The organism is Vibrio sp. 378, from assembly GCF_033339435.1.
The window spans coordinates 109,659-136,544 of record NZ_JAWOUO010000011.1 but is presented as its reverse complement, the minus strand read 5'-3'; the positions used below and the strand labels follow the sequence as shown (position 1 = coordinate 136,544).

The 26,886-nt window shown below is 45.7% G+C and carries 23 protein-coding genes and 1 other RNA gene; 19 read left to right on the top strand and 5 right to left on the bottom strand.

Annotated elements, in window-relative coordinates:
- The first annotated feature begins 100 nt into the window (after window positions 1-100).
- Window positions 101-736: a stringent starvation protein SspA gene (gene sspA / locus R7Q48_RS18800; RefSeq protein WP_005372897.1), complete on the top strand. Its 636-nt coding sequence runs from the start codon at window positions 101-103 to the stop codon at window positions 734-736.
- A gap of 17 nt (window positions 737-753) precedes the next feature.
- A complete protein-coding gene (sspB, locus tag R7Q48_RS18795) occupies window positions 754-1,239 on the top strand; it encodes a ClpXP protease specificity-enhancing factor (RefSeq protein ID WP_213874546.1) in 486 nt (161 codons plus the stop codon).
- 71 nt (window positions 1,240-1,310) lie between these two features.
- On the opposite strand, the gene R7Q48_RS18790 is transcribed toward sspB, so the two are convergent.
- The 4 genes from R7Q48_RS18790 to R7Q48_RS18775 are packed head-to-tail and all read right to left on the bottom strand — an operon-like array spanning window position 1,311 to window position 4,761.
- Window positions 1,311-1,979: a BON domain-containing protein gene (locus tag R7Q48_RS18790; protein WP_017633609.1), complete on the bottom strand. Its 669-nt coding sequence runs from the start codon at window positions 1,977-1,979 to the stop codon at window positions 1,311-1,313.
- Between the two features lie 21 nt (window positions 1,980-2,000).
- On the bottom strand, window positions 2,001-2,591 hold the full coding sequence (locus R7Q48_RS18785; RefSeq protein WP_005372901.1) for a phosphoheptose isomerase: 591 nt from the start codon (window positions 2,589-2,591) through the stop codon (window positions 2,001-2,003).
- Window positions 2,592-2,594: 3 nt separating this feature from the next.
- Window positions 2,595-2,963 carry a YraN family protein gene (locus R7Q48_RS18780; RefSeq protein WP_005372903.1) on the bottom strand — a complete coding sequence of 123 codons (369 nt, stop codon included), beginning with the start codon at window positions 2,961-2,963 and terminating at the stop codon, window positions 2,595-2,597.
- The gene (locus R7Q48_RS18775) at window positions 2,950-4,761 is read right to left on the bottom strand and encodes a penicillin-binding protein activator (RefSeq protein WP_005372905.1); all 1,812 of its coding nucleotides are present in this window, start codon (window positions 4,759-4,761) and stop codon (window positions 2,950-2,952) included. Before R7Q48_RS18775 ends, R7Q48_RS18780 begins: the two co-directional genes overlap by 14 nt.
- A 68-nt stretch (window positions 4,762-4,829) precedes the next feature.
- Between R7Q48_RS18775 and rsmI the strand changes: the two genes are divergently transcribed.
- The 16 genes from rsmI to lpxC all read left to right on the top strand — a co-directional run bounded on the left by rsmI (window position 4,830) and on the right by lpxC (window position 23,138).
- Window positions 4,830-5,693, top strand: coding sequence for a 16S rRNA (cytidine(1402)-2'-O)-methyltransferase (rsmI, locus tag R7Q48_RS18770; RefSeq protein ID WP_182038534.1), 864 nt, complete (start codon window positions 4,830-4,832; stop codon window positions 5,691-5,693).
- Window positions 5,694-5,860: 167 nt separating this feature from the next.
- Window positions 5,861-6,291: RNase P RNA component class A (gene rnpB, locus R7Q48_RS18765), an RNA gene on the top strand.
- A 175-nt stretch (window positions 6,292-6,466) separates the two neighbouring features.
- Window positions 6,467-7,417 (top strand): 16S rRNA (cytosine(1402)-N(4))-methyltransferase RsmH, encoded by a 951-nt coding sequence (gene rsmH, locus R7Q48_RS18760; RefSeq protein ID WP_005372918.1) that lies wholly within the window; start codon window positions 6,467-6,469, stop codon window positions 7,415-7,417.
- A 5-nt stretch (window positions 7,418-7,422) separates the two neighbouring features.
- Complete coding sequence (gene ftsL / locus R7Q48_RS18755) at window positions 7,423-7,740, top strand: cell division protein FtsL (RefSeq protein ID WP_005372920.1); 318 nt, start codon at window positions 7,423-7,425, stop codon at window positions 7,738-7,740.
- Window positions 7,737-9,530, top strand: coding sequence for a penicillin-binding transpeptidase domain-containing protein (locus R7Q48_RS18750; protein ID WP_086046525.1), 1,794 nt, complete (start codon window positions 7,737-7,739; stop codon window positions 9,528-9,530). Before ftsL ends, R7Q48_RS18750 begins: the two co-directional genes overlap by 4 nt.
- Before the next feature lie 62 nt (window positions 9,531-9,592).
- The gene (gene murE, locus R7Q48_RS18745; RefSeq protein WP_005387402.1) at window positions 9,593-11,074 is read left to right on the top strand and encodes a UDP-N-acetylmuramoyl-L-alanyl-D-glutamate--2,6-diaminopimelate ligase; all 1,482 of its coding nucleotides are present in this window, start codon (window positions 9,593-9,595) and stop codon (window positions 11,072-11,074) included.
- Complete coding sequence (locus R7Q48_RS18740) at window positions 11,071-12,435, top strand: UDP-N-acetylmuramoyl-tripeptide--D-alanyl-D-alanine ligase (RefSeq protein WP_005387401.1); 1,365 nt, start codon at window positions 11,071-11,073, stop codon at window positions 12,433-12,435. The genes murE and R7Q48_RS18740 overlap by 4 nt, the downstream gene beginning before the upstream one ends.
- On the top strand, window positions 12,435-13,517 hold the full coding sequence (gene mraY, locus R7Q48_RS18735; RefSeq protein WP_005372931.1) for a phospho-N-acetylmuramoyl-pentapeptide-transferase: 1,083 nt from the start codon (window positions 12,435-12,437) through the stop codon (window positions 13,515-13,517). Before R7Q48_RS18740 ends, mraY begins: the two co-directional genes overlap by 1 nt.
- A 39-nt stretch (window positions 13,518-13,556) precedes the next feature.
- Entirely contained in the window at window positions 13,557-14,870 is a 1,314-nt protein-coding gene (murD, locus tag R7Q48_RS18730; protein WP_005387400.1) for a UDP-N-acetylmuramoyl-L-alanine--D-glutamate ligase, read from the top strand.
- A gap of 18 nt (window positions 14,871-14,888) precedes the next feature.
- Window positions 14,889-16,085 carry a cell division protein FtsW gene (ftsW, locus tag R7Q48_RS18725; protein WP_005372933.1) on the top strand — a complete coding sequence of 399 codons (1,197 nt, stop codon included), beginning with the start codon at window positions 14,889-14,891 and terminating at the stop codon, window positions 16,083-16,085.
- Window positions 16,072-17,139 (top strand): undecaprenyldiphospho-muramoylpentapeptide beta-N-acetylglucosaminyltransferase, encoded by a 1,068-nt coding sequence (murG, locus tag R7Q48_RS18720; RefSeq protein WP_031781122.1) that lies wholly within the window; start codon window positions 16,072-16,074, stop codon window positions 17,137-17,139. Before ftsW ends, murG begins: the two co-directional genes overlap by 14 nt.
- A 23-nt stretch (window positions 17,140-17,162) precedes the next feature.
- A complete protein-coding gene (murC, locus tag R7Q48_RS18715; RefSeq protein WP_005387395.1) occupies window positions 17,163-18,620 on the top strand; it encodes a UDP-N-acetylmuramate--L-alanine ligase in 1,458 nt (485 codons plus the stop codon).
- A gap of 192 nt (window positions 18,621-18,812) precedes the next feature.
- Window positions 18,813-19,595 carry a cell division protein FtsQ/DivIB gene (locus R7Q48_RS18710; protein WP_005387393.1) on the top strand — a complete coding sequence of 261 codons (783 nt, stop codon included), beginning with the start codon at window positions 18,813-18,815 and terminating at the stop codon, window positions 19,593-19,595.
- Window positions 19,588-20,850, top strand: coding sequence for a cell division protein FtsA (gene ftsA, locus R7Q48_RS18705; RefSeq protein WP_005372946.1), 1,263 nt, complete (start codon window positions 19,588-19,590; stop codon window positions 20,848-20,850). The genes R7Q48_RS18710 and ftsA overlap by 8 nt, the downstream gene beginning before the upstream one ends.
- Before the next feature lie 30 nt (window positions 20,851-20,880).
- The gene (ftsZ, locus tag R7Q48_RS18700) at window positions 20,881-22,119 is read left to right on the top strand and encodes a cell division protein FtsZ (RefSeq protein ID WP_005387391.1); all 1,239 of its coding nucleotides are present in this window, start codon (window positions 20,881-20,883) and stop codon (window positions 22,117-22,119) included.
- 101 nt (window positions 22,120-22,220) lie between these two features.
- A complete protein-coding gene (gene lpxC, locus R7Q48_RS18695; RefSeq protein ID WP_005381871.1) occupies window positions 22,221-23,138 on the top strand; it encodes a UDP-3-O-acyl-N-acetylglucosamine deacetylase in 918 nt (305 codons plus the stop codon).
- Between the two features lie 113 nt (window positions 23,139-23,251).
- Here lpxC and R7Q48_RS18690 read toward each other — a convergent pair whose 3' ends face one another.
- Window positions 23,252-23,710, bottom strand: a complete 459-nt coding sequence (locus tag R7Q48_RS18690; protein WP_005381869.1) for a DUF721 domain-containing protein — start codon at window positions 23,708-23,710, stop codon at window positions 23,252-23,254.
- A gap of 407 nt (window positions 23,711-24,117) precedes the next feature.
- Between R7Q48_RS18690 and secA the strand changes: the two genes are divergently transcribed.
- On the top strand, window positions 24,118-26,847 hold the full coding sequence (gene secA, locus R7Q48_RS18685) for a preprotein translocase subunit SecA (RefSeq protein WP_005387389.1): 2,730 nt from the start codon (window positions 24,118-24,120) through the stop codon (window positions 26,845-26,847).
- Window positions 26,848-26,886: the final 39 nt, after the last annotated feature.

Genomic DNA, 26,886 nt, shown 5'->3' with positions numbered 1-26,886 from the left:
ATTGGCGCTGGACTAAACAAAGGCCCCCTTTTAGGGGGCTCACACAAAGCCACCTTCTTTAGAAGGTGGTAATTTACTTGTAAGTGTACTGGAGGGCTCCATGGCTGTAGCTGCCAATAAACGTTCTGTGATGACTCTTTTCTCAAGTGCATCAGATTTGTATAGCCATCAGGTTCGCATTGTACTAGCTGAAAAAGGCGTAAGTGTTGAAGTTGAGCTTGTTGACGAAGCAAACCTTCCTGCTGAGCTTGTTGAGCTAAACCCATATAAATCAGTGCCAACTCTTGTTGACCGTGAGCTAGCTCTTTACGATTCAAAAATCATCATGGAGTACTTGGACGAGCGCTTCCCTCATCCACCTCTAATGCCGGTTTACCCTGTTGCTCGTGGCAACAGCCGCTTGATGATGTACCGTATCGAACGCAACTGGTATTCACTCGCTGAAAAAGTGATGAAAGGTAATGCGGAAGAATCAGAAAAAGCACGCACAAAGCTGCGTAATGATCTTCTGACGTTAGCGCCAATTTTTGCTGAATATGAGTACTTCATGAGCGAAGAATTCAGCTTGATCGATTGTTACCTAGCACCACTATTGTGGCGTTTGCCTCAACTTGGTATCGATCTTGTTGGCCCTGGTTCAAAAGAAATCAAGGTATACATGAACCGCGTATTTGAACGTGATTCGTTCCTTGCTTCTTTGACTGAAGCTGAACGTGAAATGCGCCTAGTTCGCTAAGCGATTTAAAACACGTTATGGATATTGCAAAAATGACTGCTCGCCGCCCGTATATGCTTCGCGCATTTTACGATTGGTTAGTAGACAATGACTTGACTCCTCACTTGGTTGTGGATGCAACAATGCCAGGGGTGCGTGTCCCGGTTGAATTTATTCAAGATGGTCAAATTATTTTGAATATTGCGCCACGTGCAGTGGGTAATCTTGAGTTAGGTAATGATGCGATTACCTTCCATGCTCGCTTTAGCGGTCGTCCGCACTCAGTGATCGTGCCTGTGTATGCTGTTCAAGCTATTTATGCACGTGAGAATGGTGCTGGTACTATGTTTGAACCAGAAGAAGCGTACACTCACATCGAAGAAGAAGCGATGACCGAGGAAGAATCATCCCCATCGTTCACAACGGTTAGCGATGAGCCTTCTGAGTTAGTTTCTGATTCAGATGCCGATGAGGACGATGCTCCTCGACCAAAAGGCAAACCAAGCTTAAGAGTGATTAAATAATAAAAAAGCAGCGTAACGCTGCTTTTTTCTTTTTAACTTGTTGAAGATGATTTCAAGCCAGACTTTGGAAATTACTCACTAATCGTAAAGACTTCGACGTTCTCTTCACTTTCTGTACTTGCCTCACTTTCTATTGTTTGTACACCGTCACTCGGTAAGTCTACTTCAACAGGCTCCATTTCGCCGTATTGGAACCCTTTAATGACTTGTTTTACGCCTGAGATATTACGCGCGATTTCTGTCGCTCGATCGCCTTGCTCTGGCGTGACATAACCAAACAGAAAAACGTCGCCATCTTCGGTGATCACTTTAACCTTAACACCATTAAGCTCAGAATCAGTAAGCAAAGCTGACTTTACTTTGGTTGTGATCCAGCTGTCATTGCTAATCTGAGTAACAGTGAGTGGCTCTTTTTGTTTGATTTGATTGTGTATGACTTTTACACCACTAACTTCTCGAGCCCTTCGCTCTAAAGCAAGGATAAGGTCTTGTGTCGGAGCTTGTCCCATAAGGACTACAGTCCCATTATATGAACTGGCAACGACACGAACTTCACCTTTAAACGGTGCTTTATTGCCGATCGCCGCAACTTCGAATTCGATGTTATTGTCCTGCCAGATTTGTTTTGTCGTGCGTGTGTCCGTGACAATATTCGCTGTGGTTGCTGCACCTGCGATAAACAAACCTGCGCAACCACTTAAACTCAATGCTGTTAATAAGATAACAAGGCTACGTATCATAATTCTGACTCTCAGTCTTGGTTACTCTTCGTGAGCAGGGAAAAGCACCTGGTCAATAAGATCACAAAGGCAATGGAGTGTTACCATATGTACTTCGTGAATACGTGCAGTGCGGTGTGATGGAATACGAATTTCGACGTCGTTCTCACCGAGCAGTCCTGCCATCTCTCCGCCATCTTTTCCTGTTAGCGCGATAATCGTCATGTCTCGAGTTACGGCTGCTTCCATCGCTTTGATAATATTTTTACTGTTACCGCTAGTTGACATGGCAAGCAAAATGTCGCCTGGTTGACCAAACGCTCGTACCTGTTTTGAGAAGATTTCCTGGTAGTGGTAATCGTTGGCCACTGCGGTTAGGGTGGTATTATCGGCGGTTAAGGCCATTGCTGGTAAGCTAGGGCGCTCAGTTTCAAAACGGTTTAAAAGACAAGAAACAAATTGTTGAGCGTTTGAAGCACTGCCGCCATTACCACAACATAAAATTTTATTGCCATTAAGCAGGCTCGACACCATCGCTTGAGCTGCATGAGTAATGGCATCAGGCAGCGCCTCTGCTGCTGCGATTTGAATTTGAATACTTTCTGTAAAGCTGTCTTTAATGCTGTCTAGCATCGCTTATCCTTCAGAGATTGCGTTTTCTATCCAGTTGATATCTCGCCCATTATCATGAATGGCGATGACATCAAATCGATAATCGATATTGTGTTTTAAGCGCTTTTGTTGGCTAAGCCAAACTTGTGCGGTTTTGACTAGCTTGCGCATTTTAGCGTGCGTCACCATTTCTGCTGCCGAGCCAAAGTGATTGTTCTTACGGTATTTGACTTCAACAAACACAATAGTTTCACCTTGTTGGAAGATTAAATCAATCTCACCGACCTTAGTCAGAAAATTTTGTTCAATAAAGTTTAAGCCCTGGCGTTGTAAATACTGCTTCGCCAGAGCTTCATATTGATTTCCGATTTGGCGCTTGCTAAAGAGCCCCACGCTCAGCCCAGCTTAGCTCACGCTGTACAACACAATTATTGTCGATACTTAAAATACCGGTTTGGCCGCCAACTGAGTAGCCCGGAACGACCTTCATTTGTGGCAGCTCCCCAATCAATTTATACGCATCCATACCCAGTGCTTTCAAACGTTTTTCCATGTTAGATTGCTCTGACCACAGCTCGTTCATTTCAGCGGTCACGCTAGGGTCTGGGTCAATCAGTAATGGAATATCGCTGTAGATGATGCCTGTTAGATCTTCGTAAGTCGCGCCGCCACTGTTGCTACGCGAGCTAGAGAAAATTTGTGGCGCTTTGGCGTCTGGGTTAATCGCTACCTCAATAAACGGCTTGATCAAAGTCAGTTCCGTGCTTCTAGCAACAATATAAACCGCATCGACATCACGACGGCTACGTGGCTGTGTTTCAAGCTTGATACGCATTAGTGATTGCATCTGAGCAATACGTTGTTTGCTTTCTTGCAGACCAAATACTTCATTGATGTCTTTTTGAAGTTGGCGCTTGTCACCAAAATAACTTGCTGCGACTTTATTAGAGCTGTACTTGCGCCACTCTTTGTTGAACGCTTCAGTTACACGTTCACCAAAGCTGCCCTTTGGTGCCAGAATCAGAGGGAAGTTATAGCCTTCGCTGAACAAGTGTTTCGCTGCTTGTGCGGCTTCTTGTTCCGGTGATAATGCCAAGTAGCAAATATTGCTATCTGGTTGCACATCTTCGGGAATATTTAGCGCAAGGGCTGGAATCGTAGGACCATTTTCTGAGCCATCCATGGTTGTGTGCAATAGCTCAACGTTCTCTTTTTCTAGAGGACCAACAACAAAATCGATGTTTTCATTGATCAAACGTTGTTTAATTTGGTCGGCGTTATACGCATTAGTGTCTATTACCGTGAGGGTAGCGCTTGGATCACGGTTACGATCATTCATCATCGCAAACACAAAACCATCACGAATTAATTGCGCTTGTGGCGAGAATTTACCAGTAAGCGGCAGTAACAAAGCGGTGTTGTTTGGTTTAACAATGTCTAGAGAGAGAATGTTTTGAATCTCTTCTGGTGTGTAGATAGCGGCTGGGTGCGATGGGTTCTCGTTTAACCAGCGTTCTAGGGTATTTTTTAGTTGGGATAAGTTGCCCGACAGCGTTTTCGCATAAATAGCGAGTTGTAGCCAACCATCCAAAACATCTTCATTTGGCTCTGTTTCTAATGAGGTCAGTTCGTACTCGGAGTAGCTGCCAAAGTTCATCCAAATACGGCTAGAAATCTCTCTCTGCTCCGCGGACGATGCATATTGGCCAAATGCAACCAGTTGGCGGTTTGCCTCAAACGCTTGGTTAAGACCTTGATAAGCGTCGGCACGCATCAAGTAATAGTCTTTCCATTGCTCATTTGGCAACTTCCACCAAGGTTTAAAATTCAACAATTGCAGCAACTGAGAGTAATTACCCTGTTTTTGCTGTATGGTCGCACGCGCTAGTTGCCACTCTGCTTGCTGAACTTCGGTTAACTGTTGACGAGCCAGGCGCTTGATCAACATTTCTGCTTGATCAAACTGGTTTGCTTGAATCGCGGCTTTGGTTGCCATGATCAACCAGTCATTTTGTAAACTGCCTTCCGTGCTATCAGCTTGGATCATATAGTTCTGAACAGACTGAGTAGGCTCAAGTGTTACATCAACGCCATCAGGCTGTCTTGGACCTGAAGAACAGGCGGCGAGCGTAATTGCTAGTGCAACAGGAGTAAGTATGCGTGGTACACTGAGTCTCTTATGGTTAATCATTGCCGTGAGTTCTCTATAATTTTGTACAAAATTGTCTCTATATTAATCGTTGAAGTGATGGTAAACAAATGACAGATAAAAATAAGTTGCCGAATGAGGGGCCAACTCTCTATATCGTACCGACTCCAATCGGAAATTTAGCGGATATCACCCAACGTGCTATCGAAATTCTGTCGACTGTGGACATCATTGCCGCTGAGGATACTCGACATACGGGCAAATTACTGTCTCACTTCAATATTCAAACCAAAACTTTTGCTCTACATGACCACAATGAGCAGCAAAAAGCACAAGTTTTGGTAGAAAAGCTGCTTTCCGGTCAGTCTATCGCATTAGTTTCTGACGCTGGTACGCCACTTATCAGCGACCCAGGATACCATTTGGTGACAAAATGTCGTCAAGTGGGCGTTAGAGTTGTGCCTCTTCCAGGTGCTTGTGCGGTCATTACGGCGTTAAGTGCCTCTGGCTTGCCATCGGATCGCTTTAGCTTCGAAGGTTTTTTACCACCGAAAAGCAAAGGTCGTAAGGATAAATTCCTAGAGATTGCTTCGGTAGAGCGTACGTGTATTTTTTACGAGTCACCGCACCGTATTTTAGACTCTCTACAAGACATGTTAGACGTTCTTGGCCCAGATAGAGAAGTTGTGTTGGCAAGAGAGCTAACAAAAACCTTTGAAACCATTCAAGGCATGCCGTTAGGTGAGCTGATTGAATGGGTGAAAAGTGACGATAACCAACAGCGTGGTGAAATGGTATTGTTGGTACATGGCCATCGTGAAACAACAGACGACTCACTACCTGAAGATGCTTTACGCACGTTAGGGATTTTGACCAAAGAGCTGCCTTTGAAAAAAGCAGCTGCTTTGGTGGCAGAAATACATAACTTGAAGAAGAATGCGCTATATAAATGGGGCTTAGAAAACTTAGACTAAGTGCCGCTAGCGAGATAAATGGTCAATGAGGGCTGATGTTTAGGCATCGGCCTTTTTATTATCTATTTTTGGCACGTTGACTAAAAAGTCATCACTTAGTGCATTCATTTCATCATATCTGTGATCTAACTAGACTCTGAAGTGAGAACTCTATACAATCCGCCCTCGGAGCTGACTGGGTAGTCGCTGCTTTGTTGATGTCCTTCGGGAGACTGACGTCGAAGTCCCTTTGGGAGACTGACGTTGACGTCCTTCGGGAGACTGACAAAGGGGAGGAAAGTCCGGGCTTCATAGAGCAAGGTGCCAGGTAACGCCTGGGGGGCGCAAGCCTACGACAAGTGCAGCAGAGAGAAGACCGCCGATGGCCCGTAAGGGTACAGGTAAGGGTGAAAGGGTGCGGTAAGAGCGCACCGGACGACTAGCAATAGTTCGTAGCAGGGTAAACTCCACCTGAAGCAAGACCAAATAGGCCTCCACATTGCGTTGCTCGCGTAAGGAGGCGGGTAGGTTGCTCGAGCCAGTGAGTGATTGCTGGCCTAGACGAATGGCTACCGCCGCGCAAGCGGAACAGAACCCGGCTTATGTGTCGGCTCCACCTATTCGAGACCCATCTCTACTTCGGTAGTGATGGGTTTTTTGCATTTAATTGACGCAAACTATGTCATTACCAATAAACTTGGCGTAAATCACGTCTAACTTTAGACTTGTGGTGGCGATGATGTAGGAAATCAGTACACTAAAGAATCGCTTCAAGATCATTCAACGAGAAAGCTATGACCGAAACCTTCCAACATATTTCCGTGTTATTAAATGAATCCATTGATGGCTTAGCTATCAAACCAGACGGCGTCTATATTGATGGAACATTTGGCCGTGGCGGTCACAGCCGGACAATTCTATCTAAACTCGGTGAAAATGGCCGACTGTACAGTATCGACCGTGACCCTCAAGCGATCGCTGAGGCAGGCAAAATCAATGACCCTCGCTTCACCATTATTCATGGTCCATTTTCTGGTATTGCTGAGTATGCTGAAGAGTATGGGCTAGTTGGAAAAGTGGATGGTGTTCTTCTGGATTTAGGCGTTTCTTCTCCTCAGTTAGACGACGCAGAGCGTGGCTTTAGCTTTATGAAAGACGGTCCGCTAGATATGCGTATGGACCCGACATCAGGTGTTCCAGTATCTCAATGGTTGATGGAAGCAGACCTCGATGATATCACTTGGGTCATTCGCGAGTTTGGGGAAGATAAACATGCGCGCCGTATTGCAAAAGCGATTGTTGCCTACCGTGAAGATGAAGAAAATGAGCCAATGGTTCGCACTGGTCAGCTAGCAAAATTGATTTCAGATGCCGCACCGAAAAGTTTTAAAGAGAAAAAACACCCTGCGACTCGTGCTTTCCAGGCTTTTCGTATTTACATCAACAGTGAGTTAGAAGAAATTGATACGGCACTTAAAGGCGCGGCGAGCATTCTAGCTCCTGAAGGCCGTTTATCTGTGATTAGCTTCCACTCTCTGGAAGACCGTATGGTCAAACGTTTTATCCGTAAAGAGAGCAAAGGGCCTGAAGTGCCACACGGTATTCCAATGACAGAAGAGCAAATTCGTGCTCTTGGTAGTGCGAATATGAAAGCGGTGAGCAAAGCGATTAAGCCAAGCAAACAAGAAATTGAAATGAACCCTCGCTCGCGCAGCTCTGTGTTAAGAATTGCGGAAAAGCTTTAATTATTATGACGAAATCCACTCCTAATCTTGCTAAGTTGATTGCAACAGATCTCCTCACTGTTGGTCGCTGGCCATTACTGTTGTTGCTATTGATCGTGGCATCGGCAATGGGAGTGGTATTTGCTACCCACCATGCGCGTCAAGCGATCACCGAGAAAGACCATACGTTGGTTGAACGAGAACGATTAGATAGCGAATGGCGTAACTTAATGTTGGAAGAAACTGCCCTCGCGGAACACAGTCGTGTTCAAGACCTTGCCAAAAAAGAACTTGAAATGAAACGACCTGATGGCGATAAAGAAGTGGTTGTCACGCTCAAATGATTAGAAAAAAATCCAACACGAAACAAGCCAATAAGCGTAAACCTGTAGCAAAAGAGAAAGCGGCTACGGGGGATAAGAAAACCGATAACAAAGCAGTGAAAGTGGCGGTCGAAGAATCTTTCTTGATTCGTTGGCGCTTCCATCTATTACTGTTTTTTGTTTTTTGTGCATTTGCCCTTTTGGTGGCACGCGTAGCCTACATCCAAATCATTGAGCCAGATAACCTGATTAAACAAGGTGACCTACGTTCGGTTCGTGTTAAATCCATTCCTTCTGCTCGCGGTATTATTTCGGATCGAAATGGTGAGCCGCTTGCTGTCAGTGTACCGGTTGAGGCGGTTTGGGCAGATCCTGCCACGATATTTAAAGAAAACGCGTTAAGCCAGACCAAAAGTTGGCATGCATTAGCGGATGTTCTTGGTATTGACCGACAAGGGTTAATAGACAAAATTAAGCGCAATGAAAAACGCCGCTTTATCTACTTGCAGCGCCAGGTCAGTCCGGCCATGGCGAACTATATTCGTGAGCTAAAGCTGCCAGGTGTTGGCCTTAAGTCGGAATCTCGCCGTTATTATCCTGCAGGTGAGGTCAGTGCTCACTTAGTCGGTGTGACAGGCATTGACGGGCATGGCCTAGAAGGTGTGGAGCGTAGCTACGATGAGTGGCTCACTGGCGCGGCGGGTAAGAAAACTATTCGTAAAGACCGTTATGGTCGTGTTGTGGAAAACATTGCTTGGCAAGACAAGCAAGAAGGTAAATCACTTCAGTTAACCATCGATCAGCGCCTACAGGCGATTGCGTATCGTGCGATTAAGCAAGCCGTTGCGGACCACCGCGCCACTTCAGGTTCCGTTGTCATGTTGGATGTAAAAACGGGCGCCGTATTGGCCATGGTTAATGCTCCTTCTTACAACCCTAATAATCGTAGCGATTGGCAAAGCTATCAAATGCGTAACCGAGTGATCACGGACTCAATGGAGCCCGGTTCGACCATTAAGCCTTTCGTTATTTTAGCCGCCTTAGAAAATGGGATAGCCGATAAAGATACCATCGTAGATACCGGTAATGGTGTCCTACGTTTAGGTGGTAGTCGAGTCAGAGATGTCTCTCGCGTAGGCAAAGCGAGCTTGACCACGATCCTTAAAAAGTCGAGTAATATCGGTGTGACGAAGCTAGCAATGCAAATGCCGGTAGAGGCGCTTCTTGGGCTGTATAGTTCAGTGGGTTTTGGTGAGCTTTCTGGCCTAAACCTAGTTGGGGAAGTGACGGGTATTTTTCCTACACGAACTCGTTGGTCGCCAATTGAGCGTGCCACGATTGCGTTTGGTTACGGTCTATCAATTACACCAATTCAGCTAGCCCATGCTTATGCGACGCTTGGAAACCTTGGCAAATACGAGCCTATTCATATTATCGAAAGCAATGATCATGACATGTCACGCCAAGTGGTGAGTGCGAAGTATGCGCGTCAAGTATTAGACATGTTGGAAACCGTAACTCAAAAAGGGGGCTCGGCTCGCAGAGCGGCAGTTCCTGGTTATCGAGTGGGAGCGAAAACAGGTACATCACGTAAAGCTTCTGCCGGTGGGTACAGCGACGAATACATCACCTACACGGCTGGGCTTGCTCCGGTTAGCGATCCGCGAATTGCTTTAGTAGTGATCGTAAACGAGCCTCAAGGTGATGACTACTATGGTGGTTCGGTAGCGTCTCCTGTCTTCTCTGAAATCATGAAAGGCGCGCTACAAATACTCAATGTTGCACCTGACGAAAACAAATTCCAACAGTAAGCCCTGTGGTTTACTGAGCAAACAAAATTAAGAAAACCTGAGCCAAAGCTCGGAGAACAAATATGACTAAAGCCATCAGTATGGACGTGCTGCTTTCCCCTTGGGTGGATTGCCCTAGCTTATCGTCCGTTCTTGTTTCTGAATTGGAGCTCGACAGCCGAAGAGTTCAACCTGGAACCACGTTTGTAGCAGTGATTGGCTATGTTGTGGATGGGCGTAAATTCATTGCCTCTGCAATTGAGCAAGGTGCAAATGCAGCCCTGGCGCAAGCCTGCGATGTCAAAACACATGGTACGGTGGAAATCATTGATGATGTTCCCGTCATTTACATTGATAGGTTGGACCAACGTTTATCCGCAATTGCTGGAAAGATCTATGCTTACCCTGATATGGATTTGATTGGTGTCACTGGCACCAACGGCAAAACCACCATTACCCAGTTAATAGCGCAATGGCTAGAACTGCTTGACCATAAAGCGGCGGTAATGGGAACAACAGGAAATGGCTTCCTCAATAACTTGCAACAAGCTGCGAATACAACGGGGAATGCCGTTGAAATTCAGAAAACGCTCTCCTCTCTCGCAAATCAACAAGCCACATACACCGCGCTAGAAGTATCTTCTCATGGCCTGACGCAAGGTCGTGTCAAAGCATTATCATTTGCGGCGGGCGTGTTTACTAACTTAAGTCGTGACCACTTAGATTATCATGGCACGATGGAAGAGTATGCCAATGCAAAGCTTGGGTTGTTCACGCAACACCAATGTGAACGTGCCATTATCAATGTTGATGATGAAGTAGGTCATCAATGGGCGTCGCAGTTAAGTAATGCGATCGCTGTTTCGCTCAAGGCGAACACTGAATTTGAAAGCGCAATTTGGGCGACGGAAGTCAGTTACGCGGAGTCAGGGATTACTATTAAGTTCGATGGTAAGTTTGGCTCAGGTAAATTGCACGCGCCATTGATTGGTGAGTTTAATGCAACCAACTTAATGCTCGCTTTTGCGACCTTATTAAGCTTAGGTAAAGAGAAACAAGCGTTACTCGAAACCGCAGGTCAACTGCAACCTGTACTCGGCCGAATGGAGTTATTCCAAACTGAGGATCGTGCCAAAGTCGTGGTCGATTATGCCCATACTCCTGATGCTTTAGAAAAAGCGCTGCAAGCTTTACGAGTTCATTGTGAAGGCCAGCTGTGGGCTATTTTTGGCTGTGGTGGCGATCGCGATGCAGGTAAGCGCCCAATGATGGCGGAAATTGCAGAGCGTCTAGGCGACAGAGTGGTGTTGACTGACGATAACCCACGCAGCGAAGACCCGGTTCAGATTGTGAAAGACATGTTAGCTGGGCTGTCAAAACCTGCTGAAGCGATTGTTCAGCATGACCGCTTCAAAGCACTGTCTTATGCCATTGAAAATGCTTCGCCAAACGACATTATCTTGTTAGCAGGGAAGGGCCATGAAGATTATCAGATTCGTAATGGCGAAACGATTCATTACTCCGACCGCGAGTCCGCAATGCAACTTTTAGGATTGACCTCATGATCAAAGTAACGTTATCTCAAATTGCAGACATCACTCGTGGCGAGCGATTCGGCGACGATCTACTTATCGACGCGGTTTCTACTGATACACGAACGATTGATCGTGGGGCTCTATTTGTCGCGTTAGTAGGGGAGCGCTTTGACGCGCACAACTTTTGCCAACAAGCGGTAGATGCAGGTGCCGGTGCTTTACTCGTAGAAAAACGCTTAGATGTGAATGTGCCGCAAATTGTGGTGTCGGATACCAAACTTGCATTGGGTGAGTTTGCTTCTTGGGTGCATCAAGCATGCAAAACACCTACCGTTGCCATCACCGGAAGTTGCGGTAAAACGACCGTAAAAGAAATGGTTGCGAGTATCCTGCAATTGAAAGGCAAAGTGTTATTCACTGCGGGTAACTTCAATAATGATATTGGTGTTCCGTTGACATTATTGCGCTCACAGCAGGATGATGATTATGCCGTGATTGAGCTTGGTGCTAACCATATAGGTGAAATTGCTTACACGACTCAGTTAGTAAAACCAGATATCGCGTTAGTGAACAATGTAGCCGCCGCTCACCTTGAAGGCTTTGGTTCTATTGATGGCGTGAAACAAGCCAAAGGTGAAATCTACCAAGGCCTTTCAGCTGGTGGTATTGCGATTGTTAACCTAGACAGCAATGGTGAAGCCAAGTGGGATGAAGTGTTAGCAGATAAGAAAGTCATTACTTTTTCACAAAGTAATACTGATGCAGACTTCTTCGCTTCTAACATCGTATTGAACGCCGCAGGTGAAGCAAGCTTTGACTTACATATCGCAGCAAGCTCACAAGAAATTGAACTGTCTCTGGGTATTATAGGTCAACACAACGTTGCGAATGCGATCGCTGCTTCTATTATTGCGTTACAAATGGGCGCCACATTAGAAGAGGTTCGCGCTGGCCTTAAACATTTGAACAAAGTGAAAGGTCGCGTCGAGGTTGAAGCGCTGAGCGAAAAGATAAAATTGATTGACGACAGCTACAACGCGAGCGTGCCAGCCATGAAAGCGGCAGTTGATTTATTGGCCGCTTTCCCAGGTCAACGCTGGCTGATTTTAGGTAATATGGCGGAATTGGGCGAGGAAAGTCTTGCACTTCATCGTCAAGTCGGGGAACATGCTGCCCCACAAAAATTTGAACATGTTCTCACATATGGTGCAGACGCCAAGGTGATCAGTGATCTTTGCCAAGGCATTCATTTTGAGACGCACCAAGAGATGATTGAATACATCAAGCAGCATCTAGACCAAGCCGTTCCTGAAAACCATACGATATTGGTGAAAGGAGCGAACGGTGCACGTATGTTTGAAGTCGCTGCTGCTTTGAAGGAGTATTATTAATGATTATTTGGCTTGCCGAGCTGCTACAGCCATACCTGTCTTTTTTCCGATTGTTTGAATACTTGTCTTTTCGAGCAATCCTAAGCGTATTAACCGCTCTAGGTCTGTCATTATGGATGGGACCGATCATGATCAAGCGTTTGCAAATGCTGCAAATTGGTCAGGTAGTGCGTAACGAAGGTCCTGAATCTCACTTTAGTAAGCGTGGTACCCCAACAATGGGCGGTATCATGATCTTAGCGGCCATCTCAATCACGATTTTGCTATGGACAGACTTATCCAACCCTTACGTATGGGCGGTACTGACAGTCTTACTTGGCTACGGTGCGGTCGGATTTGTTGATGATTATCGTAAAGTGGTACGCAAAAATACCGATGGCTTGATCGCGCGTTGGAAGTACTTCTGGCAGTCGTTGATCGCGTTTGTCGTCGCTTTCGCATTGTATGCTTACGGTAAAGACACAGCAGCAACTCAGCTAGTGGTGCCATTCTTTAAAGACATCATGCCGCAGCTTGGTTTGATGTATATCATTCTGACTTACTTTGTCATTGTAGGTACAAGTAACGCGGTTAACCTGACTGATGGTCTAGACGGTTTGGCAATCATGCCAACGGTTCTTGTTGCAGCAGGCTTCGCGGTTATTGCATGGGCGACCGGTAACGTTAACTTCTCTGAATACCTTCATATTCCATACTTACCACATGCTTCTGAGTTGGTTGTCGTATGTACAGCAATCGTCGGTGCAGGCCTTGGTTTCTTGTGGTTTAACACGTATCCAGCACAAGTGTTCATGGGTGATGTCGGCTCACTAGCGCTTGGCGGCGCGTTAGGCACTATTGCTGTTCTCGTTCGTCAAGAGTTGGTGTTGGTGATCATGGGCGGTGTGTTTGTGATGGAAACGCTGTCGGTAATTCTACAGGTGGGTTCATACAAACTGCGTGGTCAGCGCATTTTTCGTATGGCACCGATTCACCACCACTACGAATTGAAAGGTTGGCCAGAACCTCGCGTAATCGTGCGTTTCTGGATTATTTCTATGGTTCTTGTTCTGATTGGTCTTGCGACATTGAAAGTGCGTTAATCGCACTTTCCAAGAACAAGATTTACAGTGTGATCAAATATGGAACGTTGGCAAAACATACATAGTGTTGTCGTCGTAGGGCTCGGTATTACCGGGCTCTCTGTCGTTAAACACCTAAGAAAAAATCAGCCACAGCTTGTGGTCAAAGTCATTGATACTCGCGTAAACCCTCCGGGTGCAGAGCGCTTGCCGGAAGATGTTCAACTGCATAGTGGTGGTTGGAATACAGACTGGCTTTCTGACGCGGATCTTATCGTGACCAACCCTGGTATTGCGCTAGCGACACCAGAGATCCAAGCCGTATTAGCAAAAGGTACGGCAGTAGTAGGTGATATCGAGTTATTCGCTTGGGCGGTGCAGAAACCGGTGATTGCGATTACGGGCTCAAACGGTAAGAGCACAGTAACCGACCTCACAGGTGTGATGGCTAAGGCTGCAGGTTTGGATGTTGGCGTTGGTGGTAACATCGGTGTGCCTGCTCTGGATTTGTTAGAACAAGACGCAGACCTATATGTACTCGAACTCTCGAGCTTCCAGTTAGAAACGATGTCAAGCTTAAAGCTCAAAGCCGCTGCGTTTCTGAATCTTTCTGAAGATCATATGGATCGTTATCAAGGCATGTCTGACTATCGACAAGCTAAGTTGCGTATTTTTAACCATGCTGCTCTTGCAGTCGTGAACCGTGATGATCAAGAAACCTTCCCAGACGCAGAGATGCCATTGGTGACATTTGGCAGCGACAATCAGGACTTTGGTTTCGAGGTGGATGGCAACCGTACTTGGCTGCTCGATCACGGTCAACGAGTTGTCGCAAGTGATGAGCTTAAGTTGGTTGGTAAGCACAACTTATCTAACGCTCTGGTTGCTTTAGCGCTATTAAAAGCTGCGGACGTAAACTATCACAACGCATTGAATGCACTTAAAAATTACACGGGACTGACACACCGATGCCAGGTGGTTGCGGATAATCAAGGCGTCAAATGGGTGAATGACTCTAAAGCAACTAATATTGCCAGCACTATGGCTGCGCTATCTGGTTTGGAATCGACAGGCAAGCTCTACTTACTCGTTGGTGGTGTTGGCAAAGGTGCTGACTTCTCGCCATTAAAACCGATCTTCGCGACGCTTAACTTGCAACTGTGTTGCTTTGGCGCTGATGGTGATGAATTTATGCCACTGCATGAATCTGCAATACGTTTCGACACTATGGAAGATGTGATTCAACAAGTATCTTCGCAGTTAAAACCAGGTGATATGGTGATGCTGTCTCCTGCATGTGCTAGCTTTGATCAATTCGACAACTTTATGGCAAGAGGTGATGCTTTCGCTGCTCTTGCTCAGAAATATGCATAATTAAAGGTTACACACTTCGTGGGTTTAGGTAACGTTAAACGCAGTATTGGCAATTGGCTCAAGCATCCAGCCCCAGAGGCGATGTTTGATCGTCAGTTAGTGTGGATTGCACTGGGTTTGATGTTGACTGGTTTGGTCATGGTAACCTCTGCATCATTTCCAATCAGCTCTCGATTAACGGAACAGCCGTTCCACTTTATGTTTCGTCATGCGACGTTTCTCGTGCTGGCGTTAGGGACCTCCGCTGTTATTTTGCAAGTGCCTTTGCAAGAGTGGTTTAAGAAGAGCCATTACTTACTTTGGGCTTCTTTCGCACTGTTGATCATCGTGCTCTTGGCGGGTAAGTCGGTTAATGGTGCGTCTCGTTGGATTCCCCTTGGGCTGTTTAACCTTCAGCCAGCGGAAGTCGCGAAGCTATCGCTGTTTATCTTCATGTCTGGTTACTTAGTTCGAAAGCAAGACGAAGTACGACAAACGTTCTTTGGTGGCTTTATGAAGCCAATCATGGTGTTTGCCTTCTTTGCAGTATTACTACTTGGTCAGCCAGACTTGGGGACGGTCGTCGTGATGCTGGTCACGCTGTTTGGCATGCTTTTTATCGCAGGTGCAAAACTAACCCAGTTTCTCGCCTTGATGGTGGCAGGTATCGGCGCTGTGGTAGGTTTGATTCTCGTCGAGCCATACCGTATGCGCCGAGTAACCTCCTTCCTTGACCCGTGGGAAGATCCATTTGGCAGTGGCTATCAGTTGACTCAGTCTTTGATGGCGTTTGGTCGTGGTGAATGGTTCGGACAAGGTCTCGGTAATTCAATTCAAAAACTGGAATATCTACCGGAAGCGCATACCGACTTTGTGTTTGCCGTACTTGCTGAAGAGCTTGGTTTCGTAGGCGTAGTGCTGGTCTTAATGCTGATTTTTAGCTTGGTGCTAAAAGCGGTTTACATCGGCAAGCGTGCATTTGAAGAAGGCGAAATGTTCGGAGGTTATCTGGCTTTCGGAATTGGTATTTGGTTTGCGTTTCAAACCTTGGTTAATGTTGGAGCTGCCGCCGGTATTGTTCCAACTAAAGGTTTAACACTTCCACTCATCAGTTATGGTGGTTCTAGTCTAATAATTATGTCCGTCGCAGTGTCCATACTACTGCGTATCGATTACGAATGCCGCTTGAAACGCGAGCAACAACAATCAGAACAACAAGCTAATGAAACAAAATAAACGTTTGATGGTGATGGCTGGTGGTACTGGCGGTCACGTATTCCCAGGTTTGGCGGTAGCAAAACAGCTTCAAGAACAAGGTTGGGAGATCCGTTGGTTAGGTACGGCGGATCGAATGGAAGCGGATTTGGTGCCAAAACATGGCATTGAAATCGACTTTATCAAAGTGAAAGGGTTACGAGGTCAAGGCGTTAAACGTCTTCTTGCAGCACCATTTCAAATTATCAATGCCATTATGCAGGCTCGTGCTCACATGAAACGCTGGCAGCCAGACGCAGTGCTTGGTATGGGCGGTTATGTTAGCGGCCCGGGTGGTATTGCCGCTTGGATGAGTGGTATTCCTGTTGTTCTGCATGAACAAAATGCAGTAGCAGGTTTAACGAACCAATGGTTATCGAAAATCGCTAAGAAGGTTTTTCAGGCTTTCCCAGGCGCTTTTCCAAATGCCGAAGTGGTTGGGAACCCAGTTCGTGAAGACGTGACTCAATTAGCAGCGCCAACTGAGCGCATGCAAGAGCGCCAAGGTCCAATTCGCATTTTGGTGATGGGTGGCAGCCAAGGCGCACGTATTCTTAACCAAACTCTGCCAGAAGTGATGTCGAAATTGGGCGAAGATTACTGTATTCGTCATCAAGCGGGTAAAGGTGCCGCCGAAGAAGTGAATGCAGCATACCAAGCTAATGGTGTGGTAAATGCAGAAGTAATGGAATTCATTGATGACGTTGCAGAAGCTTACGCATGGGCTGACCTTTTAGTTTGTCGCTCTGGAGCGTTAACCGTATCTGAAGTCTCGGCGGCAGGTGTAGGCGCTATTTTTGTTCCATTCATGCACAAAGACCGCCAGCAAGCACTTAATGCAGACCACTTGGTGGATTGCGGCGCGGCGAAAATGATTGAACAACCAGATTTAACCGTTGAGTCTCTGACTCTGCAGATCCAACAATTGGATCGCCAAGCTTTACTTACAATGGCTGAGCAAGCGCGTGGCGCTGCAAAATTGAATGCTGACCGAGTTGTCGCACAAGCCATTGTCGCTTTGACCGAAAAGCGTTAACCGAATTATTGAGAATAGAATTGATGACAATCCAACATACACAAGACTTAGCTCAGATTCGCGCAATGGTGCCAGAGATGCGCCGCGTGAAATCCATCCACTTCATCGGTATTGGTGGTGCGGGCATGAGCGGCATTGCAGAAGTGCTGTTGAACGAAGGCTACCAAATCACAGGTTCTGATCTATCAGAGAATGCTGTGACAGAGCGTTTGGTATCAAAAGGTGCGACGGTATTTATTGGTCATCAAGCCAGTAATGTAGAAAAAGCCAGTGTGGTTGTTGTGTCAACGGCGATCAACGAAGAAAACCCAGAAGTGATGGCGGCACGTGAATTACGCATCCCTATTGTACGCCGCGCAGAGATGTTGGCTGAATTGATGCGATTCCGTCACGGTATTGCCGTTGCGGGTACACACGGTAAAACCACGACGACCGCTCTTGTTACTCAAATCTATTCTGAAGCCGGTCTTGATCCAACGTTTGTGAATGGCGGTTTGGTGAAAAGCGCAGGTACAAATGCGCGTCTAGGCTCGAGTCGTATTCTAATTGCAGAGGCAGATGAAAGTGACGCGTCATTCCTGCACTTGCAACCAATGGTGAGCATTGTTACCAATATCGAAGCCGATCATATGGATACCTATGGTGGTGACTTTGAAACCTTAAAGCAAACCTTCATCGATTTCCTTCATAATCTACCGTTTTACGGCCAAGCAATTGTTTGCATTGACGATCCTGTGGTTCGAGAGTTAATCCCACGTATTAGTCGTCAAGTGATAACTTACGGTTTTTCTGAAGATGCCGACGTACGTATTGAAGATTATCGTCAAGAGGGGCAGCAAGGCAAATTTACGGTAGTACGTAAAGGGCGAGCTAACTTAGATATCACGCTGAATATTCCAGGTCGTCACAATGCATTGAATGCGTCTGCTGCGATTGCGGTTGCTACTGAAGATGACATTGAAGACGATGCGATCCTAAAGGCAATGGCTGGTACGCAAGGTACGGGAAGACGTTTTGATCACCTTGGCGAGTTTGATACTGGCAACGGCCATGCAATGCTTGTTGATGATTACGGCCATCATCCAACAGAAGTGGATGTAACCATTAATGCAGCACGCAGTGGTTGGCAAGACAAGCGTTTGGTGATGATTTTCCAACCGCACCGTTATAGCCGTACTCGTGATTTATACGATGATTTCGCGAATGTGCTTGAACAGGTGGATGTATTGATCATGCTGGATGTTTACGCAGCGGGTGAAAAGCCGATTGCAGGTGCTGATGGGCGCGCTTTATGTCGCACAATTCGCAGCCGAGGCAAGGTAGATCCGATTTTTGTTCCAGAAATCGAGCAATTACCTTCAGTTTTAGCTAACGTTATACAAGACGGCGACCTAATCTTAACGCAAGGTGCGGGTGATATTGGTAAAGTGGCGAAACAGCTGGCAGGTCTTAAATTGAATATAAACAAGATGCTTGGCTGACACATATTGTTGACGCGAAGGACAGATAAAGACTCAGATCTCGATTTTGCGTCAATATCATTGTGATTTATTGCTATCAGTGTTTGATAGTTTACAAGAGCTCAGTATAATCCCAAGGTTAAAGTCAAGACTTTTACCTCTGCGTAATTATATGGGTAAAAAGTACACGACAAAAGTCAGGAAACGAAGACGTTGTTGAATATTGCACTGAATGACGAGCGACCAAACACGGGTAACAACCGTGGTCGCCAAGAAAAAATCTTGGGTGCGTTATTTTTCGTTGTGGTTGTGACTTTAATTAGTTCTGTTTTGTACGCGGCGATCAGTTGGATGTGGGATGACCAAAGGTTACCTCTCTCCAAAATAGTACTTCAGGGGAAACTGGAGTATGTCCAAGCTGACGATGTGCAGGCTGCATTTAGTCGAATTGATCACATCGGTACATTTATGTCTCAGGATATTGATGTATTACAGCAAAGTGTCGAAGCTCTGCCATGGGTAGCGCATGCCGCAATCCGAAAGCAGTGGCCGGATACAGTAAAAGTTTTTTTGACGGAGCATCAACCAGAAGCCATTTGGAATGGCAACGAACTGTTAGATAAAAACGGGTTCGTTTTTGATGGAGATGTTGCTCTGTTGCAAGAAGAAAAAGTGAAGCTGTACGGACCCAAAGATAGCGGACCGGAAGTCTTACAGACTTACCGTGATTTGAGTCCTAAGTTTCAGCAATTGGGTTTAGCGATATCGTCTCTGGTATTAAACGAGCGACGAGCTTGGCAAATCATCCTTGATAACGGTATTCGATTAGAGCTCGGTAAAGAGTCTCTTCTTGAGCGTATAGAGCGCTTTTTTAAGCTCTATAACAAGCTTGGCAGTGACACGCAAAGAATCAGTTATATCGATCTTAGGTACGATACAGGAGCCGCAGTTGGTTGGTTTCCTGAACAAGAGTTAGAAGAGAGTACAGATGACTAAGGCCGCTGATGACAACATTATTGTTGGTCTTGATATAGGCACTGCAACCGTATCGGCTCTAGTGGGTGAGGTTTTACCAGACGGTCAAATTAATATTATTGGCGCAGGTAGTAGCCCCTCACGCGGCATGGATAAAGGTGGCGTGAATGATTTGGAGTCGGTTGTAAAATCAGTACAACGTGCAATTGATCAAGCTGAATTAATGGCAGAGTGCCAGATCAGCCGAGTCTTCATTTCGTTGTCTGGTAAGCATATCGCAAGCCGAATTGAAAAAGGTATGGGCACGATTTCTGATGAAGAGGTGTCTCAAGAAGACATGGATCGCGCTATCCATACCGCAAAATCGATTAAAATCGGTGATGAACAGCGAATTCTTCATGTGATCCCGCAGGAGTTCACCATTGATTACCAAGAAGGAATCAAAAATCCGCTTGGTTTATCTGGGGTAAGAATGGAAGTGAGTGTCCACCTTATCTCATGCCATAATGACATGGCACGCAATATTATTAAGGCGGTAGAACGCTGCGGCCTTAAAGTAGAGCAACTCGTATTTTCTGGGCTTGCTGCTAGTAATGCAGTAATCACCGAGGATGAAAGAGAGCTTGGAGTTTGTGTGGTTGATATTGGCGCCGGCACGATGGATGTGGCCATCTGGACTGGCGGTGCGTTACGTCACACAGAAGTATTTTCGTACGCAGGAAATGCTGTAACCAGTGATATTGCTTTTGCTTTTGGTACGCCAGTGAGCGATGCTGAAGAAATAAAAGTCAAATATGGCTGTGCTTTGAGTGAACTGGTCAGTAAGGATGACACGGTTAATGTACCAAGCGTAGGTGGACGACCATCACGTAGCCTGCAACGTCAAACGTTGTCAGAAGTGATTGAGCCACGCTACTCTGAGCTTATGGGACTGGTTAACCAAACTATCGACTCTGTACAAGCAAAATTGCGCGAAGAGGGTATCAAGCACCATCTGGCTGCGGGAGTTGTACTCACCGGCGGTGCTGCGCAAATGGACGGAGTGGTAGAATGTGCGGAACGCGTATTCCGCAATCAAGTAAGGGTCGGCAAACCGCTCGAAGTCAGCGGATTAACTGACTATGTAAAAGAGCCGTACCATTCTACGGCAGTTGGATTACTTCATTACGCAAGAGACATGCAGTCTAGCGACGATAGCGATTATAATGAACCTAAACGCTCATCTGTAACTGGCTTTTTCGATAAATTGCGTAACTGGATACAAAAAGAGTTTTAACCTGAGTTGCAGGATAAACGGAGACAACACATGTTTGAACCGATGATGGAAATGTCTGACGATGCAGTAATCAAGGTCGTTGGGGTTGGTGGCGGCGGTGGTAACGCCGTTGAACACATGGTGCGTGAATCCATCGAAGGTGTGGAATTCATCAGCGTCAACACTGATGCGCAAGCACTTCGTAAGACAAGCGTTGGCAATGTTATTCAGATCGGTGGTGATATCACTAAAGGTCTGGGTGCAGGTGCTAATCCACAGGTTGGCCGTGACGCAGCTCTCGAAGACAGAGATCGAATTAAAGATTCCCTGACTGGCGCCGATATGGTGTTTATCGCAGCTGGTATGGGTGGCGGTACCGGTACTGGTGCAGCGCCTGTTATTGCTGAAGTGGCTAAAGAGCTTGGCATTCTAACAGTAGCGGTAGTAACTAAACCGTTTAGTTTTGAAGGTAAAAAGCGTTTGGCATTTGCTGAGCAAGGTATCGATGAGCTCTCTAAGCATGTTGACTCTTTGATCACGATTCCAAACGAAAAGCTACTTAAAGTACTTGGTCGTGGTGTAACACTACTAGAAGCTTTTGCAAGCGCTAACGATGTTCTTAAGAATGCCGTTCAAGGTATTGCTGAGCTAATTACTCGCCCTGGCATGATCAACGTCGACTTTGCGGACGTAAGAACTGTAATGTCTGAAATGGGTCACGCAATGATGGGTAGCGGCATCGCCAAAGGTGAAGACCGAGCTGAAGAAGCGGCTGAAATGGCAATTTCTAGCCCACTTCTGGAAGACATCGATCTAGCGGGCGCTCGTGGTGTTCTTGTCAATATTACTGCTGGTCTGGATATGCGTCTTGACGAGTTTGAGACTGTTGGTAATACAGTGAAGGCATTCGCTTCTGACAATGCGACTGTTGTTATCGGTACTTCTCTAGACCCTGATATGACTGACGAAATCCGCGTAACAGTTGTAGCGACAGGTATTGGTAATGAGAAAAAGCCAGATATCACGCTAGTTGCGGGTGGTAAAGCGAAAGTGGCACCGACGCCGCAAGCTCAACCACAGCAACAAGCAGCGGCAACGCAAGCTGAAGAAAAACCGGCACAGACCTTGCAAAATAATCAAGTGCAAGAGAAGCCACAGGTAACTCCTCAGCCGACAAACACTGCTTCTTCTTCTCCAGCTTCGTCGAGTCAAAGTTCTGCGGCTCCAAAGCAAGAAAAGGAAAGTGGTTATTTAGATATACCGGCATTTTTGCGTCGTCAGGCTGATTAATCTTTAACCCATAAATTTGACATGGCTCAAAATTATGGTAGCATTCACGGTCGACGTTACAGACGGCCGTGTTTTGTAGCAAATTTTTGAGAGGCAAGCAGATGATCAGACAACGTACTCTGAAAGAAATAGTGAAAACAACTGGTGTGGGTCTCCACTCTGGTCGTAAAGTCACACTTACTCTGCGCCCGGCTGCTGCAAATACAGGTATCATTTACCGTCGTACAGATGTAAATCCACCTGTAGATTTTCCAGCTGATCCAGCTTCGGTTCGTGACACCATGCTTTGTACTGCATTGGTAAACGATGAAGGTGTGCGTATTTCAACTGTTGAGCACTTGAATGCGGCACTTGCTGGTATGGGCATCGATAACATTGTTGTCGAAGTAGACGCACCTGAAATTCCGATCATGGATGGTAGTGCAAGCCCATTTGTATACTTGCTACAACAAGCAGGTATCGAAACGCAAAATGCGCCAAAACGCTTCATCCGTATCAAAAAGCCAGTTCGTTTTGAAGATGGTGATAAATGGGCAGAATTTGTACCATTTAACGGCTTCCGTATGGACTTCGAAATTGAGTTTAATCACCCAGCGATTGAATCAGACGAGCAACGTTTGCTGTTTGATTTCTCGTCAAAAGGCTTTGTTCGTGAGATTTCTCGAGCACGTACGTTTGGCTTTATGCGTGATATCGAATATCTACAATCTCAAAACCTAGTTTTGGGTGGTAGTTTTGACAATGCTATCGTTTTGGATGATTACCGTATTCTTAATGAAGAAGGTCTACGCTTTGAAAATGAGTTTGTGACTCACAAAGTGTTGGATGCGATTGGTGACCTTTACATGTGTGGCCACCCAATCATTGGTGAATTCCGTGCCTTTAAATCTGGCCACGGTTTAAATAACCAACTGTTACGTGCTGTTCTTGCAGATCAGGAAGCGTGGGAGTGGACTACATTCGAAGAAGAAGTCGGCTCACCAGTAGCATTCGCAGAACCAAATATGGTGCTTGCGTAAATACTTGGCATTAGAATTAATAAAAAACCAGGCTTATGCCTGGTTTTTTGCTATTTGGCTTTAATCTTCGACTTATCAATAACATTCAAGCTTTCAGCATATTGAAATAACGTTCACTTACGATCTTCCTTTTCTGCCATATCGGCTAATCGTTTTAAACGCTCTTGAATTTTAGGTGGCGCCATGTCGGCAATCGTCATTAATGACTTTGCTGCAGATTCTGTTAGTGGTGGACGCTTAGGTCTGTCGTCTTGTTGAAAGCGGTTTCTATATAGTGAAGGATTGATCCTCACTTCAACGCTCATCAGCTTGGCAAAGCCTTGAGTACGAAGTTTATTTAGGATCATGAGGCGATCGTAATCGATCTTCATTTTGATCGCGGCACTAGAGACATCGATCAATAGATGGCCGTTACGAACATTCGCTACTCGGCAATGATCGGCCGTCCCCATGGGTAAGACCTCTTGCAAAGCTTGGTTAAGCTGTAAGATTTCTCCAGCATGTTCTTGAATCTGCTTGAACTGTGACTCAGCAATAACATCTTCAGTCGAGGTTGGACGGTGATCACGCATAGGTAAAATCTAATTTTGTTGAGATATAGCTATTCTAGAGCAGCTTTCTATCAAGGTATAGTTTACATTAACGTCTTTAGCTTCAGTTTTACAATATAGCAAGGTAAAAAGCAAAGTTTGCTCTGGATGGATTACACATATTGCGGTATGCAATATCGGCTAATCAGTCACCACTTTAAGTAAAAACTTCAGAGTGCTTCAAACAAATACGTCTATTTATGGTTGTATCGATTAAAAATCCTTACACTAAGCCACATTGTTTCAAAACTTAGCCTTGAAATATGGATGTTTGAACTCAATATCTTTGATAAATGATTTATCTCAGTATTCTTAGTTCCAAACTGGCAGAGACTGAAGGCATTATGAGTAGATCGGGAACGGTCTGAATAAAGAGAGATTCACGAAAAATGATAACTAAGCTACTGACAAAAGTGATTGGCAGTCGCAACGACCGAACACTGCGCCGCCTTAGAAAAATTGTAAAAGAAATTAATAACTATGAGCCAACATTCGAGGCTCTAAGTGATGAAGAGTTAAAAGCAAAGACGGTTGAATTCCGTGAGCGCCTAGAGAAAGGTGAAACTCTTGATAAACTACTTCCAGAAGCTTTTGCTACGGTTCGTGAAGCATCTAAGCGTGTCTACGGTATGCGCCACTTCGACGTCCAGCTTATCGGCGGTATGGTTCTAAATGCGGGTCAAATCGCTGAAATGCGTACGGGTGAAGGTAAAACGCTGACGGCAACGCTTCCTGCTTACCTAAATGCCCTGGCTGGTAAAGGCGTTCACATTGTAACAGTGAACGATTATCTAGCTAAACGTGATGCAGAGACAAACCGCCCTCTATTTGAATTTTTAGGTATGACTGTTGGCGTAAACGTGCCAAACATGCCTCCTCAAGAGAAAAAAGAAGCGTACCAAGCTGACATCTTGTACGGAACGAACAATGAATTTGGTTTTGACTACCTTCGTGACAATATGGCTTTCCGTAGCGAAGATCGCGTACAACGTGAACGCTTCTTTGCAGTTGTCGATGAGGTGGACTCAATCCTAATTGATGAAGCTCGTACCCCTTTAATCATTTCTGGTCCTGCTGAAGATAGCTCTGAGCTATACACCCGAATCAACCTTTTGATCCCGCATCTTAAAAAGCAAGACAAAGAAGACTCTGAAGAATATCGTGGTGATGGTCACTACACTGTTGATGAGAAATCAAAGCAAGTATACCTCACAGAAACGGGCCAAGAGTACGTTGAAGAACTGTTGGTGAAAAATGGTCTTATGGAAGAGGGTGACACACTTTACTCACCGACTAACATCAGCATGTTGCATCACGTGAATGCCGCTTTGCGTGCTCATGTGTTGTTTGAGCGCAACGTTGATTACATCGTTACTGACGAAGGTGAAGTAGTAATTGTTGATGAACATACTGGTCGTACAATGCCAGGTCGTCGTTGGTCTGAAGGTCTTCACCAAGCAGTAGAAGCGAAAGAAGGCGTTAAGATTCAAAACGAAAACCAAACTTTGGCTTCGATTACCTTCCAGAACTACTTCCGCTTATACGAAAAACTGTCTGGTATGACAGGTACTGCGGATACTGAAGCGTTTGAGTTCCAATCTATTTATGGCTTGGAAACGGTGGTTATCCCAACCAACAAACCAATGATTCGTAACGATATGCCGGATGTCGTGTACCGTACCGAAGCTGAGAAGTTTGCTGCAATCATTGAAGATATCAAAGAGCGCGTTGCGAAAGGTCAGCCAACATTGGTTGGTACCGTATCGATTGAAAAATCAGAACTTCTTTCTAACGCATTGAAGAAAGCGAAGATCAAACACAACGTATTGAATGCGAAATTCCATGAGAAGGAAGCGGAAATTGTTGCTGAAGCGGGTATGCCTGGTGCGGTAACTATCGCGACCAACATGGCCGGTCGTGGTACGGATATTGTGCTTGGCGGTAGTTGGCAATCAAAAGTGGAAGCTTTGGAGAACCCAACTCAAGAACAAATCGATGCGATTAAAGCAGAGTGGAAAGTGGTACATGATCAAGTACTAGATGCTGGTGGTCTACACATCATTGGTACTGAGCGCCACGAATCTCGCCGTATTGATAACCAGCTACGTGGTCGTTCTGGTCGTCAAGGTGATGCGGGTTCATCGCGCTTCTACCTATCTATGGAAGACTCTTTGTTACGTATTTTCACTTCTGATCGTATGGCGAGCCTTATTCAAAGTGGTATGGAAGAAGGTGAAGCTATTGAATCGAAAATGCTTTCTCGCTCAATTGAAAAAGCACAGCGCAAAGTGGAAGGTCGTAACTTTGATATCCGTAAGCAGCTACTAGAATACGATGATGTGGCGAACGATCAGCGTAAGGTTGTCTACGAGCTGCGCGACGAATTGATGAACGTTGAAGACATCAGCGGTATGATCGAGCAAAACCGTGAAGATGTGCTAACAGCGGTTATTGATGAGTACATCCCGCCACAATCACTAGAAGATATGTGGGACGTTGAAGGTCTGCAAGAGCGCTTGAAAGCAGACTTCGATCTTGATGCGCCAGTGAAGCAATGGCTTGAAGAAGACGATAAGCTTTACGAAGAGGCGCTACGCGAGAAGATCATCAATCTAGCCGTTGAAGTGTACAAAGAGAAAGAGGAAGTGGTGGGTGCGCAAGTGCTTCGTAACTTCGAGAAATCGGTTATGCTTCAAACTCTGGATACGCTTTGGAAAGAGCACTTGGCAGCAATGGATCACTTGCGTCAGGGTATTCACTTACGCGGCTATGCGCAGAAGAACCCGAAACAGGAATACAAGCGTGAATCGTTTGAACTGTTTGAAGGTCTACTAGAAGCGCTGAAAACTGATGTGATTACTGTTCTATCTCGCGTTCGAGTTCAGCAACAAGAAGAAGTTGAACGTATGGAAGAGCAACGTCGTGCGCAAGCTGAAGAGGCCGCTCGTCGTGCTCAAGCGCAACACGCAGCAGCACAAAACCCTCTTTCTGAAGGTGAAGAATCTGAAGAAGGTTCAAGTCAGCCAATGGTACGTGATGAACGTAAAGTAGGTCGCAATGAGCCTTGCCCTTGTGGTAGTGGTAAGAAGTATAAACAGTGCCACGGCAAAATCGACTAACGTATTAGTCAGATAATTTTTTAAAGAGTCGCCTAGGCG

What these genes read in the sequence shown, in the direction of transcription:
- secA (WP_005387389.1), top strand. Translation starts at nt 24,118, where the DNA reads ATGATAACTAAGCTACTGACAAAAGTGATTGGCAGTCGCAACGACCGA.
- murC (WP_005387395.1), top strand. Translation starts at nt 17,163, where the DNA reads ATGACAATCCAACATACACAAGACTTAGCTCAGATTCGCGCAATGGTG.
- sspA (WP_005372897.1), top strand. Translation starts at nt 101, where the DNA reads ATGGCTGTAGCTGCCAATAAACGTTCTGTGATGACTCTTTTCTCAAGT.
- mraY (WP_005372931.1), top strand. Translation starts at nt 12,435, where the DNA reads ATGATTATTTGGCTTGCCGAGCTGCTACAGCCATACCTGTCTTTTTTC.
- R7Q48_RS18775 (WP_005372905.1), bottom strand. Translation starts at nt 4,761, where the DNA reads ATGATTAACCATAAGAGACTCAGTGTACCACGCATACTTACTCCTGTT.
- rsmI (WP_182038534.1), top strand. Translation starts at nt 4,830, where the DNA reads ATGACAGATAAAAATAAGTTGCCGAATGAGGGGCCAACTCTCTATATC.
- R7Q48_RS18790 (WP_017633609.1), bottom strand. Translation starts at nt 1,979, where the DNA reads ATGATACGTAGCCTTGTTATCTTATTAACAGCATTGAGTTTAAGTGGT.
- R7Q48_RS18750 (WP_086046525.1), top strand. Translation starts at nt 7,737, where the DNA reads ATGATTAGAAAAAAATCCAACACGAAACAAGCCAATAAGCGTAAACCT.
- murD (WP_005387400.1), top strand. Translation starts at nt 13,557, where the DNA reads ATGGAACGTTGGCAAAACATACATAGTGTTGTCGTCGTAGGGCTCGGT.
- ftsZ (WP_005387391.1), top strand. Translation starts at nt 20,881, where the DNA reads ATGTTTGAACCGATGATGGAAATGTCTGACGATGCAGTAATCAAGGTC.
- rsmH (WP_005372918.1), top strand. Translation starts at nt 6,467, where the DNA reads ATGACCGAAACCTTCCAACATATTTCCGTGTTATTAAATGAATCCATT.
- lpxC (WP_005381871.1), top strand. Translation starts at nt 22,221, where the DNA reads ATGATCAGACAACGTACTCTGAAAGAAATAGTGAAAACAACTGGTGTG.
- R7Q48_RS18740 (WP_005387401.1), top strand. Translation starts at nt 11,071, where the DNA reads ATGATCAAAGTAACGTTATCTCAAATTGCAGACATCACTCGTGGCGAG.
- sspB (WP_213874546.1), top strand. Translation starts at nt 754, where the DNA reads ATGGATATTGCAAAAATGACTGCTCGCCGCCCGTATATGCTTCGCGCA.
- ftsA (WP_005372946.1), top strand. Translation starts at nt 19,588, where the DNA reads ATGACTAAGGCCGCTGATGACAACATTATTGTTGGTCTTGATATAGGC.
- murG (WP_031781122.1), top strand. Translation starts at nt 16,072, where the DNA reads ATGAAACAAAATAAACGTTTGATGGTGATGGCTGGTGGTACTGGCGGT.
- ftsL (WP_005372920.1), top strand. Translation starts at nt 7,423, where the DNA reads ATGACGAAATCCACTCCTAATCTTGCTAAGTTGATTGCAACAGATCTC.
- murE (WP_005387402.1), top strand. Translation starts at nt 9,593, where the DNA reads ATGACTAAAGCCATCAGTATGGACGTGCTGCTTTCCCCTTGGGTGGAT.
- R7Q48_RS18785 (WP_005372901.1), bottom strand. Translation starts at nt 2,591, where the DNA reads ATGCTAGACAGCATTAAAGACAGCTTTACAGAAAGTATTCAAATTCAA.
- R7Q48_RS18690 (WP_005381869.1), bottom strand. Translation starts at nt 23,710, where the DNA reads ATGCGTGATCACCGTCCAACCTCGACTGAAGATGTTATTGCTGAGTCA.